Raw genomic sequence first — 13,688 nt, forward strand, 5'->3', positions numbered from 1 at the left:
CACCGACGCCGTCACGCGTACGGCCCTCGGTCCGCTCGGCTCCATGGGCGGCCTCTTCTCCACCACCGTCCTGTACTCGATCGGCAGCGGTGTCGCCGTCGGCGGCGGCATCGCGCTGCTGATGCTCGCCGTGCGCGGCCTGCCCGCCAAGCCGGCGCACGAGAAGCAGAAGGCCAACGAGCGGGCCGCCGAACTGATCCGGTTCGCCGGGCAGCGCGGCTCGCTCGCCGCGATCGTCGGGCTCGCCGTCCTGCTGCTGACCCGCTGGGCGGTGGCCGGTCTCGCGGCCGGCGTCCTCGTCTTCTTCTGGGACCGCCTCTTCGGCGGCGCCGGGGAGGAGCGGGCGGCCATGCGCCGGGTGGAGGCCCTGGCCTCCTGGACCGAGTCCCTGCGCGACACCATCGCCGGCGCGGTCGGCCTGGAGCAGGCCATCCCGGCGTCCGCGCGGGCCGCGGCCCCCGTCCTGCGCCCCCACCTCGACTCCCTCGTCGACCGGCTGCGCGCCCGCACTCCGCTGCCGGACGCGCTCCAGGTGCTCGCCGACGAGATCGACGACGCGTCCGCGGACATCATCGTGGCCGCGTTGATCCTCAACGCCCGGCTGCGTGGCCCCGGCCTGCGCCAGGTCCTCGGCGCGCTCGCCAAGTCGGCCCGCGAGGAGGTCGACATGCGCCAGCGCGTGATGGCCCAGCGCGCCTCCACGCGCCGCTCGGTGCAGATCGTGGTCGCGGTGTCGATCGCCTTCGTCCTCGGACTCGCCATCTTCAACCGCGACTTCGTCTCGCCGTACGGCAGCCCGGTCGGCCAGCTCGTACTCGCCCTCGTCTGCGCCCTGTTCGCGCTCGGCTTCTGGTGGCTGCGCAAGCTGTCCACGATCGAGACACCCGAACGCTTCCTGGTCCGCGACGAGTCGTCGGTGCAGTTCGTACGGCCCCGCGGCCCGGTCACGAGCACACAGCCGCACGCCCCGCAGGCCCAACAGCCGCTCCATCCTCACCAGCCCCACCAGTCGCAGCCGCCGTTCCAGTCGGAAGAAGGTGTACGCCGGTGAACCTGACGATGCCGATCCTGATCGGCGTGGTCTTCGGACTGGGCGTCTACGCCCTCATCCGTGCCCTGATGCCGTCCAGGCGGAGCGCGGTCGCCCAGGTCGCGCGGATCGACGCGATGCGGGCGCGGGGCGCGGCGTACGAGTCCGCGCGGCAGACGCAGGACACGGGACGCTTCGGCACGCTGCGCGCCGAGATCGGCGCCCGCGTCTCCGAGTTCTACCTGCACCAGGGCTGGGAACAGCGCTCGCTGCGCGCCGACCTCGCCGTCCTGGACCGCAGCTGGGAGAAGTTCCTGGCGACGAAGGTGCTGCTGGCCACGGCCGGGCTGTTCTTCGGGCCGTTCCTGTTCGCGGTCGTCTACACGATGGGCTTCGGCCGCAGTCCGGTCATCCCGGTCTGGCTGGCCCTGATGTGCGCGGCGCTCTTCTTCTTCCTGCCCGACCTCGAAGTACGGCGGGACGCGGCCGACAAGCGCCGGGACCTGCGACGGGTCATCGGGGCCTATCTGGACCTGGTGTCGATGAGCCTGGCCGGCGGGCGTGGCCTGCCCGAGGCGCTGATGGCGGCGGCCGAGGTCTCCGACGGCTGGGCCAACCAGCGCATCCGCAGCGCCCTGTCCGACGCCCGGATCACCGGCATCAGCCAGTGGCAGGCGCTCGGGCAGCTCGGGGAGGAGCTGGGCGTCGAGGAACTCAAGGACCTCTCTGCCTCGCTGGCGCTGGTCGCGGACGACGGCGCCAAGGTGCGCGAGTCGCTCGCCTCCCGCGCGGAGACCATGCGGCACCGCGAACTCGCCGAGATCGAGGGCAGCGCGGGCGAGAAGTCCCAGTCGATGCTCGTGGCGCAGCTGCTGCTGTGCGCGGGATTCCTGGTGTTCCTGATCTTCCCCGCGGCCGTGCGGGTGTTCCAGGTGTGAGCCCTCCGACCGGCAACGACGAGACCTACGATCCGATTCCATCGCCTCCACTTCACTCCTTCCGCTCCATTGCTCCCACTGCCCAGACCGTCAGCCGAGTCGAGCTGGGTCGAGAGGACGACTTCCATGACTGAACGCACCGTCCGCACCGGAATCCCGGCGGTGGACTTCCTGATCACCTTCCTCCAGGGCCGGGTGCAGCGCGCCCGCTCCGGCGAACTGGACCGTGGTGCCTCCGCCGTCGAGTGGGTCATCATCTCCGCGGTGGTGGTGGCGATCGTCGGCGTGGTGGCCGCGATCATCAACGCCGCGCTGAGCGACGGCGCGAACAAGGTCGGCGACTGCATCAGGGGCGCGGACGCGGGCAAGACCTGCTGACCGCGCGCACGAGGCGGGGCGTCGCCGCGGGACGTGGCGCGGCACGCAGGACGTGGCGTGGCGCGGCACGCAGGACGCGGCGCGACTGTACGACGCGGCGCGAAGACGCGACACGAAGAAACGACGCGACAAGAAGACACGACGCTCGGCGAAGACACGACGATACGGCGCGACACGACGGGGATGACGGGGTTGTTTGTGGGCGTGGGCAGATGGGCGCGCCGCCGTGCGCGGGCCGCGCATGGCGAGAGCGGTGACTCGGGCATGACCGCGATCGAGTTCGTGCTGCTCACCCCCGTCCTGTTCTTCATGATTTTCGCGACAGTGCAGTTCGCGCTGTACTTCTTCGCCGACCACGTGGCCCAGGCGGCGGCGCAGGCGGGTGCCCGCAAGGCTCGCGCCACCGCCGACGAACAGCCCGGCGCCTGGCGCGGCGAGGCCCGTGACGTCGTCGACTCCTACATCAGCCAGCTCGGCCCGCAGCTGGTGGTCGCGCCGGACGTGAAGCTGCTCCAGCCGGACGCGGGCACGGTGGGCGTGGAGATCTCGGCGCGGATCCCCACGGTCTTCCCGGGCCTCGACCTGACCGTGCACGCGCAGTCCTCCGGACCGGTGGAGCGGTTCGTGCCGGAAGGGGGCAACTGAATGCGCGGCCGTAACCCCGCGGGCGACGACCGGGGTCTGTCCACGGTCGAGGTCGTGATCCTCGCGCCGGTGATGATCCTGTTCATCCTCGTCCTGGTGGCCTTCGGCCAACTGGTCGACGGCCGGGGCGCGCTGGACGGCGCCGCGCGGGACGCGGCCCGCGCGGGCTCGATCCAGAAGGATCACGGCACCGCCATGGCCGAGGCCCGCAGGGCCGCCGAGGCGGACCTGGCCGACGTCTGTTCCGGCCCGGTCTCCGTCGTCCAGACCAGTCAGGGCTTCGCACCCGACACCATCTTCACCGTCGAGGTGAGCTGCCAGGTACGGGGCCTGGCCATGCTGGGCCTGGACATCCCGACCCGGCTGTCGTCGAGCTTCAGCTCCCCGCTCGACCCGTTCCGGAGGTCGGCGTGAGGACAGCCGTACGCGCCTGGTGGTCCGCGCGCCGGACCGGGCTGGACGACCGGGGTTCCGGCGCCGGCGCGGTGATCATCTTCGCCCTCGTCTTCCTCTCGTTGTCCGCCTTCGTGATCGACGGCGGCATGTCCATCTCCAAGCGGGAACGCGCCGCCGACATCGCGGAACAGGCGGCCCGCTACGCGGCCCAGGACATAGACAAGGAAGCCCTCTACGACAACGCGGGCGGCCCCGCGCCGATCAACTACCAGAACTGCGACGCGCGGGTGAAGACCTTCGCCCGCGAGATGGACATGACGGGCGCCGACATCGCCGCGACCCACTGCGTGCTGGCCGACGCCCAACAGGTCGAGATCGAGGTGCAGTTGACGTACCAGCCGGTGTTCACCGGCATGTTCTACGGCGGGAACGTGGTCGTGCACGGCCAGGCGGTGGCGCGGAACGAGGTCGGCTGAGCCGGGGATGGGCATGACGTTCGTACGGGGTGAAGGGGTGAAGGGGTGGAGACGTTGCGCGGGGGACCGATGACGATCGCCGGGGGGCGACGCTCGTGGATCGGTGATCCGGTGAACGGGAGCGCCGGTGCGCCGGGTTCGGCCGCCGCGGACCTTCGACGGTGTCGGTCCCAGTCAATAGGATCTCCCTAGGATCCACTCGTTCGACCCGCCCCGACCAGCTCCTCCCACCCACGACCCAGGACACCCGCCATGGCGCGACGCAGCACATCAAGCTCGACGGGAAGACCGACGGGCCCGAGGAATCGGACACCGCAGCCGGTACGCGTGCGGCGGCGCACGTTCGGGGACTTCGTCAAGGCGTTCTTCGCGTTCCTCGCCCTGCTCGTGCTCGTCGTCGGCGTGCCCGGTGCCCTCGCCGTCACCGTCGGGTGGCCGCTGCCGCACGGGGCGCCGAGCCTGGAGTGGTTGCAGCAGGAGATCACCGTCCAGACCTTCCTGCACGTGCTGACGGTGATCGTGTGGCTCGCCTGGGCCCAGTTCACCGCCTGCGTGCTCGTGGAGGCCAAGGCCGCGCTGTCCGGCGTGGGACTGGCCGGGCGGGTGCCCGGCTCCGGGCCCAGCCAACTGCTCGCCCGGCAGCTCGTCGCCGCACTGCTGCTGGTCGGCGCCACCGCGGCCAGCCTCACCCCGGGGCTGTCGCAGCTCGGGCACAGCATGGAGGGCAACCAGCGGGGCACGGTGGCCGCCGCCCAGCAGACCCCCGGACTCTTCGCCCAGCAGCAGGAGCAGGTCTCCGGCACGGCCGCCGCCCTCGGCGAACAGGCCGCGCAGGCAGCTCAGGCGGCGCAGACCGGCGTCCACGCGGACGCGGGCGGCACGGTCGCCAAGGACGCCGGGACGAAGTACTACCGGATCCAGCCGCCCGAGGGTCGCCACCACGACTCCCTCTGGGAGATAGCGCAGCGGCACCTCGGCGACGGCCGCCGGTACAAGGAGATCTACGAACTCAACAAGGACCGCGTCCAGCCAGACGGTTCGCGGCTGTCCGAGGCCAGCCTCATCCGGCCCGGCTGGATCATGGAGATGCCGGCCGACGCGCGCGGCGGCGAACTGGTCGAGATGCCCGCCGCCCAGGCCGCCGCCCCGGACGTCCAGCAGCAGATCCAGGACTATGCGCGCAGCGGGGGGCAGGACGGGGGAGCGAACCAGCAGGCCCAGGGGCATGCCCAGCAGGGCGGCGGCTCGGGTGCCGCCCAGGTCTCGCTGCCCGCGCAGCAGGCCGGCGCACACGGCGGTGCGCTCGGTGGCGCGGACGGCGGTGCCGGAGCCGAGCGGGGGCAGCAGCACGCGACGCCCGCCGCGTCCGGCAGCCAGTCCGCCGGCCACGCCTTCGGCCTCCCGGAAGCCCTCATCGGCGCGCCACTGCTCGCCGCCGGCCTGCTCGGCGCGCTCGGCAGGCGGCGCCGGCAGGCGCTGTGGCAGTCGGCCCTCGGAGCCGTCGGCGGCCGGCGCGGCATGGAGCCGCCCACGCCGACCGGCGACGCCCAGGACGCGCAGGACGCGCTGCTGGTCGGCGCCGACCCGGAGGGCGTACGGCTGCTCGACCGCTCGCTGCGCGGCCTGTCCGCCACCCTCGCCGCCGAGTCCCGCCCGCTGCCCGTCGTCTACGCCGCCTGGCTGAGCAACGGCGACCTGCACCTCCAACTCGCCCAGCCCGCCGGGAAACCGCCCGCGCCCTGGCAGCTCGGGCAGGACCAGACGTTCTGGACGCTCGCCCGCGCCGACGCCGACCGGTACGAGGACACGGACACCGCCGCGCCCTACCCCGGCCTCGTCAGCCTGGGCACCATGGACGACTCCCGGCTGCTGCTCAACCTGGAGGCGGTGCCCGGCATCGTCTCGCTCAGCGGACGGGAGGCCGACCGGGCCGCCGTGTTCGCGTCGGTCGCCGCCGAACTCGCCACCAACGGCTGGTCGGACCGCATGACCATCACCCTGGTCGGCTTCGGCGAGGACCTGACCGCGCTCGCCCCCAACCGGCTGCGCCACCTCGACGGCATCGAGGCGCTGATCGAGACCATGGCGGCCGAGACCCGGCAGCGGCGCGGCGCCCTGGGCGCCGCCGGGCACGACTCCGTCCTCACCGGCCGTACCGGGCCCGCCCAGCACACCCGTTGGGCGCCGCACCTGGTGCTGCTCGCCGCGCAGCCCTCCGCCGAGGACGCCGTGCGGCTCGCCGAACTCGCCGCCGACGCCGGCCGCCTCGGCATCGGCTACCTGGTCGGCACCGAGACCGGCGACCTGCCCGGCGCGGCCTGGGAGATGGAGATCACCGCCGCGGGCAGGCTGCTCGCCCCGCTGCTCGGCCTGGAGCTGGACGCCCAGCTGCTGCCGGTGGCCCAGCAGCGCGCCGTCGTCGAACTGTTCGTCGAAGCCGACCCCGAGCACGATCCGGACGGCCCGGTCAACGTCCCGCCGTTCCTGGTCGACATCAGCGAGCAGGGCCGGCCCGCGGTCTACGCCCGCCTCGTCGGACCGTACGAGATCATCGGCCTGGACACCCCGGACGGCGAGCGCAGCGCGCTGCTCCACGAGGCGCTGGCCCTGCTGCTCCTGCACCGGGAGGGCGTGCACCCCCGGGTGCTGGCCTCCGCGCTGTGGCCGCGCGGCGTCACCGAGGACGTACGGGACGCGCTCGTCGAGCGGCTGCGCGGCTGGCTCGGCAGCGACCCGGACGGCACCGCCCGCCTCGCCGCCGACGCGACCGGCCGGCTCACCCTCGCCAAGTCCGTCGTCTCCGACCTGGACGTCCTGCGCTCCCTCTACCACGAGGCCACGCAGGGCAAGGGCGTGGACAACAGGGCCGTCCGCGGGCGGCTGCTCACCGACGCGCTGGTCCTGGTCCGCGGGCCGCTGCTCGCGGACCGTCCCGAGAGCCGGTACCGCTGGCTCACCCACGAGATCATCGACGCCCAGCTGCCGCTGCTGGTCGCCGACATCGGGCTCGCGCTGTCCGCGTTCCACCTGGAGAAGGACCGCGCGGAGAAGGCGATCGAGGCGCTGGACGCGGCGCTGCGCACCGCGCCGTCCGACGAGCGGCTGTGGAACGAGTCGCTGCGCGCCACCCACGCCACCGGCGAACCGGCCCGGCTCCGGGCCCGCGCCGCCGACCTGCTCACCCGCAGCGGCACCCGCGGACTGCCGCCGCGCACGGAAGCGCTCCTGGACGAGCTGCTGCCGACGTGGCGCGACGGCGTCGCGGCGGCGGGATGAGCGACCTCGCGCTGATCGTCGTCGCCGCGCTGTGGGGCGTGGCGGCGGGCGCGCTGCTGCCCCGGGCCGCCTACCGGTTCGCCGCCCCGGCGGGCGAGCCGTGGCGCGACCACTGCCCGGCCGGACACCCGGTACGGGGCTGGCTCGGACCGGGCCGCTGCGGGCAGTGCGCCGCACGGCCGGCCGAGCCGGACGCCCTGCCCCCCGACGGCCCGCCCCGGGACGACCGGAGCGCGCGCGGCGCCCGCGGCGCGGCCCGGTACGGCCCTCGTGTCCTGAGCCTCGCGGCCGTCACCGCGCTCGTCTGCGCCGCCCTCGCCGCCACCACCGGTACCCGCCCCGAACTGGGCGTCTGGCTGCTGCTCGCCCCGCCGGGGGTGCTGCTCGCGGTCGTGGACTTCCGGGTGCAGCGGCTGCCGGACCCGCTGACCCTGCCGCTGGCCGCCGCCGCGCTCGGCCTGCTCGCCGTGGCCGCCGCCGTGCCCGAGCACGCCGGTGACTGGCTCACGGCGCTGTACGGCGCCCTCGCGCTCGGCGGCGGCTACTTCGTGCTGTTCCTCGTCAACCCCGGCGGCATGGGCTTCGGCGATGTGAAGCTGGCCCTCGGCGCGGGCGCCGCACTGGGCTGGTACGGCTGGCCGACCCTGCTGCTCGGCACCTTCGCCGGCTTCCTGTCCGGCGCGCTGTACGCAGGCGGCCTCGTGGTGGCCCGCCGGGCCGGCCGGAAATCGGCCATCGCCTTCGGGCCGTTCCTGATCGCCGGGGCGTACGTGGGGCTGCTGATCGGCGGGTACGCGGCCTGAGACGGGTGGGGTCGCGGGCCGGGACCAGGGCGCCTGTGGCCGCGAGTTCGCGGGCTGAGACCGGGGTGCTCGTGACGGCGGGCATGCGGGCGGTCGGCTCGTGGCCGGTGGCCGGGCTCGTACGGAACCCGCGGCCGGGCGGGTACGTGGCCCGGGACCAGGCCGTACGGAGCCTGCGGCGGGGCAGGTGAACGGCCTGGCGTACGCTGGTCCGGTCTGTCCGCCGCTGCCCACACCACCGTTCACAGCGCGTTTCGCGCGCACCTTTTGATTTCGTCGACGAAAGGGACGCCCCGGTGACCGAGAAGGCCGACCTCCAGTCCGTCCTCGACCGTGCGGCCGCCGGAGGGCGGGTCACCCCCGAGGAGGCACTCGACCTCTACCGCGACGCTCCGCTGCACGCGCTGGGCGCCGCCGCCGACGCGGTGCGCCGGCGCAAGTACGCGGGCATCGAGCACATCGCGACGTACATCATCGAGCGCAACATCAACTACACGAACGTCTGCGTGACCGCGTGCAAGTTCTGCGCCTTCTACGCCGCGCCCAAGGACACCGCCAAGGGCTGGACCCGCGACCTCGACGACATCCTGCGGCGCTGCGCCGAGACCGTCGAGCTGGGCGGCACCCAGATCATGTTCCAGGGCGGGCACCACCCGGACTACGGCGTCGAGTACTACGAGAAGCACTTCCGGGCCATCAAGGAGGCGTTCCCCCAGCTGGTGATCCACTCGCTGGGCGCGTCCGAGGTCGAGCACATGGCCCGGATCTCCGGGGTGACGGTCGAGGAGGCCGTCACCCGGATCCACGAGGCCGGCCTCGACTCCTTCGCGGGCGCGGGCGCCGAACTGCTGCCCGAGCGGCCGCGCAAGGCCATCGCCCCGCTGAAGGAGAGCGGCGAGCGCTGGCTGGAGATCATGGAGACCGCGCACCGGCTGGGCGTCGAGTCCACGTCGACGATGCTCATGGGCACGGGCGAGACCAACGCCGAGCGGATCGAGCACCTGCGGATGATCCGCGACGTACAGGACCGTACGGGCGGCTTCCGGGCCTTCATCCCGTACACCTACCAGCCCGAGAACAACCACCTGAAGGGCCGCACCCAGGCCACGCTCTTCGAGTACCTGCGGATGATCGCCATCGCCCGCGTCTTCCTCGACAACGTCCAGCACATCCAGGGCTCGTGGCTGACCACGGGCAAGGAGGTCGGGCAGTTGTCCCTGCACTACGGCGCCGACGACCTCGGCTCCATCATGCTGGAGGAGAACGTGGTCTCCTCGGCCGGCGCCAAGCACCGTTCCAACCGGCTGGAGATCATCGACCTGATCCGCAAGGCGGGCCGGGTACCGGCGCAGCGCGCGACGACGTACGAGCACCTGGTCGTCCACGACGACCCGGCGAACGACCCCGTCGACGAGCGGGTGATGTCGCACATCTCGTCCACGGCCATCGAGGGCGGCACGGCCCACCCCGAGCTGAAGCTGCTCGCGTCGAACTGAGCGGGCGAGGGGGCGAGTTGGAGACCATCCACGCGGCCGACCAGGTCTACGTCACCTGGGAGTCCGCGCCGGTCGTGGACGGTGCCGTCGTGGTGGGGCGGGACCGGATCGATGCCGTGGGGACGTTCGCGGAACTGCGTGAGCGGTTCCCGGGCGCGCGGGTGCGCCGCTGGCCCGGCCGGCTGGGTCCCGCCCGTGTCCACGAAGGGCCGCTCCCGGACGCCCCGAGCCCCCGCGAACGGATCCACGCCGTGCTGAAGCTCGGCGCGGCGGCGGTCCTGGCGGAGCACGTCGACTCGCCCGCGCTCCGCGCGGCCGCCGAACGGAACGACGTGGCGGTGCTGCCGAGTGCAGGGCCGACCGCGCTCCGTCCGTCCGGCCGCGCCGACCTGGCCGTCCTGGACGACACCGGCGCCTGCATCGCCACGGTGTGCGCGGGCCGCCTCGTGCACCGCAGACGGTGAGGGTCCGGGCCGGCGCTTCGTGACGGCCGCCGTAGGTTTGTGGCGGGGCGGCGCGGGGCGGATCGGGTCGGGTTGATCGCAGCGTCACCGCTGGCCGTACGGGAAGCGGGAAGCGGGAAACGTCTCAGGTGGGGCGGAGGGCGAGGCTGCTGCCGGGGCGGTCCGGACCCTCCTGCCACAATGGGTCCGTGACCCGCGCATCCCTGGACAAGCAGCCGCACGAAGTCGCCTCGATGTTCGACGACGTGGCGGAACGGTACGACCTCACCAACGACCTGCTGTCGCTCGGCCAGGACCGGGTGTGGCGCAAGGCCGTCGCGCAGGCGGTCGACGCCCGCCCCGCCCAGAAGGTCCTCGACCTCGCCGCGGGTACGGCGACCTCGTCGCTGCCGTTCACCCGTACCGGCGCCTACGTCGTCCCGTGCGACTTCTCCCTCGGCATGCTCCGGGTCGGCAAGCAGCGGCACGCCTGGATGCCGTTCACCGCGGGGGACGCGACGAAGCTGCCGTTCAAGGACGACACCTTCGACGCCGTGACGATCTCCTTCGGGCTGCGCAACGTCCAGGACACGGACGCCGCGCTCCGGGAGATGTACCGGGTGACCCGGCCCGGCGGGCGGGTGGTGATCTGCGAGTTCTCGCATCCCACCTGGACGCCGTTCCGCACCGTCTACACCGAGTACCTGATGCGCGCGCTGCCGCCGGTGGCGCGGGCGGTCTCCTCCAATCCCGACGCGTACGTCTACCTCGCCGAGTCCATCCGCTCCTGGCCCGACCAGCCCGGCCTGGCCGGGCGGCTGCGCGCGGCGGGCTGGTCGAAGGTGGCATGGCGCAATCTCACCGGCGGTGTGGTGGCCCTGCACCGGGGCTTCAAGGTGAGCTGAGCGCCGGCGCCCGCCGGACGCGGGGCGGTCCGTCCGCGCGGTTCCCGCACCGGCTGCGCCGGCCGGCCGGCGTGGTTCACGCGCCGGTCCCGGCAGGCCGTCCCCGGCTCGTGGCTCACCCTTTGGTCATCTCGAAGGTGCCGCCCGGCTCGTCCAGTTCCCGTTGCAGTCCGCCCGAGGGCGGTCTCGGGATGCGTGGCTCGCGGACTCCGCCGCCGCCTTCTCCCTCGCCGAAGTCGAACCACACGTACACCATGGACTCCCGCGGCACCTCGGCACCGGGCTGCGGGTACTGGCGCACGACGTAGTCGACGACGGTGAGAGGGAAGTCCGGCCGGTCCGGCGCGTTGAGAAACAGGCCCTGTGCCAGGGCCCGCTCGCGCGCGTCCACGGCCATCAGACCGACCAGACGCGGGACACGCACTTCGGGTGTTTTGGGTGTTATGCGCACAGATGTCACCCCCAGCGGTACTGGAAGGGTAACCCCAGCACGCGCCACCCGGAAGCGAAAGATGTCTTTCTGTGACAGATGACTACTGTCCGTCACAGATCAAGGCGGTAGCAGTGCCCCTGCCGCTGTCCGGCCCTCGTCGCCTCCCTCGCCACCGCCACCCCAGTGGGCCCTGCCGTCCCCATCGGCCCCGCCCCCATCCGCCCTGCCCCCATCGGCTGCGTCGCCGTCGGTCCCACCGTCCCCGGCCGCGCCCCTTCCGTTCCCGTCCGCCCCGTTCCCGTCCGTCCCGTCGCCCCCGGCCGTACTTCCGTCGGCTCCGCGGGCGGCGTCATGAACCTCTCCGCGAGCCGCATCCCCAGCCGCCGGGTGACCGCGATGGACCGTTCGTTGCGGGCGTCCACCATCGCCACCACGCTCGGCACCCCCGCCGCCCGCAGCCGCTCCAGGGTCTCCAGCGCCGCCGCCGTGGCATACCCCTTGCCCCAGTGCGCCCGTCCGAGCCGCCAGCCGATCTCCAGCTCGCCCGTCGGACCCCAGCTCCGCTCCCACGGCTGGGCGCCGGTGAAGCCGATCACCTCACCCGACGCGTCGAGCATCGTCCACAGGCAGAAGCCCAGTTCAGCGTCGTGCCGCCGCTGGCGCGCGGTGAGTTCCTCGTAGACGGACAGCTCCGCGGGCCGGCCGCCGTGGAACTCCATGACCTCCGGATCGTCGAACACCCGGTGCCAGGCGAACGCGTCCTCGTGGGTGGGCACACGCAGCCGTACTGTGGGGAGGGTTCGGTTCACGGGGCAGCCCTTCAGCCGGGTGATCAGTACCGCTGAATAGACTGCCCATGTCCAGTGCCCTTCGGCACCTACCACTCGAACCTGGGGGAGATCCCGCCGTGACCGAGCCCCTCTCCGACAACACCGCCGATGTGATCGTCGTCGGCGCGGGGCCAGCCGGCTCCACGACCGCGTACCACCTCGCCAGGGCCGGACTCGACGTACTCCTGTTGGAGAAGACCGAGTTCCCACGGGAGAAGGTCTGCGGTGACGGCCTCACCCCGCGCGCCGTCAAGCAGCTCGTGTCGATGGGCATCGACATCTCCGAGGAGGCCGGCTGGCTGCGCAACAAGGGCCTCAGGATCATCGGCGGCGGGGTCCGCCTCCAGCTGGACTGGCCCGATCTGGCCTCCTTCCCCGACTACGGACTCGTCCGCAAGCGCGACGACTTCGACGAGCAGCTGGCCCGCCAGGCGCAGAAGGCGGGGGCCCGGCTGTACGAGCGCTGCAACGTCTCCGGGCCGATCGTCGACGACCGCACCGGCCGCATCACCGGGGTGACGGCCAAACTCGGCGAGGAGAAGCGGGAAGTCACCTTCCGCGCGCCCCTGGTGGTGGCCGCCGACGGCAACTCCACCCGGCTGTCCCTGGCGATGGGTCTGCACCGGCGCGAGGACCGCCCGATGGGCGTCGCGGTCCGTACGTACTTCACCTCCCCGCGCCACGACGACGACTACCTGGAGTCCTGGCTGGAGCTGTGGGACCGGCGCGGCTCGCAGGACCGGCTGCTGCCCGGCTACGGCTGGATCTTCGGCATGGGCGACGGCACGTCGAACGTCGGCCTGGGCGTGCTCAACACCTCCGCCTCCTTCAAGGACCTGGACTGGCGCGAGATCCTCAAGGCGTGGTGCGCGTCCATGCCGGAGGACTGGGGCTACACCCCGGAGAACATGACCGGCCCGATCCGCGGCGCCGCGCTCCCCATGGCCTTCAACCGCCAGCCGCACTACACCAAGGGCCTGCTGCTCGTCGGCGACGCCGGCGGTCTGGTGAACCCCTTCAACGGCGAGGGCATCGCCTACGCCATGGAGTCCGGCCAGATCGCCGCCGACGTCATCGTCCAGGCGCAGGCGCGGGCGACCCCGGGCGGGCGCGAACTGGTCCTCCAGCGCTACCCGCGCGTCCTCAAGGACACCTACGGCGGCTACTACACGCTGGGCCGCGCCTTCGTGAAGCTCATCGGCAACCCGAAGGTCATGCAGATCGCCACCCAGCGGGGCCTGTCCCACCCGATCCTGATGAAATTCGCCCTGAAGCTCCTGGCCAACCTCACCGACCCGACGGGCGGCGACGCGATGGACCGGATCATCAACGGCCTGACCAAGGTGGCCCCCAGGGCCTGATCCGCCCCGACCGGAATCCGGCCCGACCGGAATCCGGCCCGACCGGAATCCGGCCCGAGTGCAATCCGTCCGGAGAGAGCGCCCTCTCGGGGCGCGTCCGAAAGGGCGCGCCCCGAAAGGGGCGCGGGGAACTGCGCGCCCAGCCACGACACAGCCGCGGACGCACGACGGCGCACGGTCCTTCCAGCGGCCGGCGGCTGGCGCCCAGCGGTCGGCGGTCAGCGGCTGGTGGCCAGCGCCCAGCGGACCGGCCCAGCGGCTGGCGGCCAGCGCCCGGC

13 protein-coding genes and 1 pseudogene are annotated in these 13,688 nt (G+C 72.9%); 12 read left to right on the plus strand and 2 right to left on the minus strand.

Annotated elements, in window-relative coordinates; genetic code table 11:
* The first annotated feature begins 43 nt into the window (after window positions 1-43).
* From ACFY2B_RS00515 to ACFY2B_RS00565, 11 genes are all read left to right on the plus strand, one after another.
* Window positions 44-1,051 carry a type II secretion system F family protein gene (locus ACFY2B_RS00515; protein WP_390761502.1) on the plus strand — a complete coding sequence of 336 codons (1,008 nt, stop codon included), beginning with the start codon at window positions 44-46 and terminating at the stop codon, window positions 1,049-1,051.
* Window positions 1,048-1,968: a type II secretion system F family protein gene (locus ACFY2B_RS00520; protein WP_390760958.1), complete on the plus strand. Its 921-nt coding sequence runs from the start codon at window positions 1,048-1,050 to the stop codon at window positions 1,966-1,968. The genes ACFY2B_RS00515 and ACFY2B_RS00520 overlap by 4 nt, the downstream gene beginning before the upstream one ends.
* A gap of 126 nt (window positions 1,969-2,094) precedes the next feature.
* The gene (locus ACFY2B_RS00525; RefSeq protein ID WP_390760959.1) at window positions 2,095-2,346 is read left to right on the plus strand and encodes a hypothetical protein; all 252 of its coding nucleotides are present in this window, start codon (window positions 2,095-2,097) and stop codon (window positions 2,344-2,346) included.
* A 183-nt stretch (window positions 2,347-2,529) separates the two neighbouring features.
* Entirely contained in the window at window positions 2,530-2,991 is a 462-nt protein-coding gene (locus ACFY2B_RS00530) for a TadE family protein (RefSeq protein ID WP_390760960.1), read from the plus strand.
* Window positions 2,992-3,405: a TadE/TadG family type IV pilus assembly protein gene (locus ACFY2B_RS00535; protein ID WP_390760961.1), complete on the plus strand. Its 414-nt coding sequence runs from the start codon at window positions 2,992-2,994 to the stop codon at window positions 3,403-3,405.
* The gene (locus ACFY2B_RS00540; protein WP_390760962.1) at window positions 3,402-3,863 is read left to right on the plus strand and encodes a TadE/TadG family type IV pilus assembly protein; all 462 of its coding nucleotides are present in this window, start codon (window positions 3,402-3,404) and stop codon (window positions 3,861-3,863) included. Before ACFY2B_RS00535 ends, ACFY2B_RS00540 begins: the two co-directional genes overlap by 4 nt.
* A 252-nt stretch (window positions 3,864-4,115) precedes the next feature.
* Window positions 4,116-7,139 carry a BTAD domain-containing putative transcriptional regulator gene (locus tag ACFY2B_RS00545; RefSeq protein WP_390760963.1) on the plus strand — a complete coding sequence of 1,008 codons (3,024 nt, stop codon included), beginning with the start codon at window positions 4,116-4,118 and terminating at the stop codon, window positions 7,137-7,139.
* Window positions 7,136-7,942, plus strand: a complete 807-nt coding sequence (locus ACFY2B_RS00550; RefSeq protein ID WP_390760964.1) for a prepilin peptidase — start codon at window positions 7,136-7,138, stop codon at window positions 7,940-7,942. Before ACFY2B_RS00545 ends, ACFY2B_RS00550 begins: the two co-directional genes overlap by 4 nt.
* A gap of 296 nt (window positions 7,943-8,238) precedes the next feature.
* Complete coding sequence (mqnC, locus tag ACFY2B_RS00555; RefSeq protein ID WP_390760965.1) at window positions 8,239-9,438, plus strand: cyclic dehypoxanthinyl futalosine synthase; 1,200 nt, start codon at window positions 8,239-8,241, stop codon at window positions 9,436-9,438.
* 17 nt (window positions 9,439-9,455) lie between these two features.
* Complete coding sequence (locus ACFY2B_RS00560; protein WP_390760966.1) at window positions 9,456-9,902, plus strand: hypothetical protein; 447 nt, start codon at window positions 9,456-9,458, stop codon at window positions 9,900-9,902.
* 188 nt (window positions 9,903-10,090) lie between these two features.
* Entirely contained in the window at window positions 10,091-10,786 is a 696-nt protein-coding gene (locus ACFY2B_RS00565) for a demethylmenaquinone methyltransferase (RefSeq protein WP_390760967.1), read from the plus strand.
* Between the two features lie 115 nt (window positions 10,787-10,901).
* Here the strand turns inward: ACFY2B_RS00565 and ACFY2B_RS00570 are convergent, their stop codons facing one another.
* Together ACFY2B_RS00570 and ACFY2B_RS00575 are read right to left on the minus strand one after the other, a co-directional pair.
* Window positions 10,902-11,210 carry a PASTA domain-containing protein gene (locus ACFY2B_RS00570; protein ID WP_390760968.1) on the minus strand — a complete coding sequence of 103 codons (309 nt, stop codon included), beginning with the start codon at window positions 11,208-11,210 and terminating at the stop codon, window positions 10,902-10,904.
* A gap of 353 nt (window positions 11,211-11,563) precedes the next feature.
* A pseudogene (locus ACFY2B_RS00575) lies at window positions 11,564-12,028 on the minus strand (GNAT family N-acetyltransferase); the annotation flags it as partial.
* A 47-nt stretch (window positions 12,029-12,075) separates the two neighbouring features.
* Here ACFY2B_RS00575 and ACFY2B_RS00580 point away from each other — a divergent pair.
* Window positions 12,076-13,410: a geranylgeranyl reductase family protein gene (locus ACFY2B_RS00580; RefSeq protein WP_390760969.1), complete on the plus strand. Its 1,335-nt coding sequence runs from the start codon at window positions 12,076-12,078 to the stop codon at window positions 13,408-13,410.
* The last annotated feature ends 278 nt before the right edge of the window (window positions 13,411-13,688 follow it).

Origin of the sequence: Streptomyces sp. NPDC001270, from assembly GCF_042896695.1 — a bacterium.
Lineage (GTDB): Bacteria > Actinomycetota > Actinomycetes > Streptomycetales > Streptomycetaceae > Streptomyces.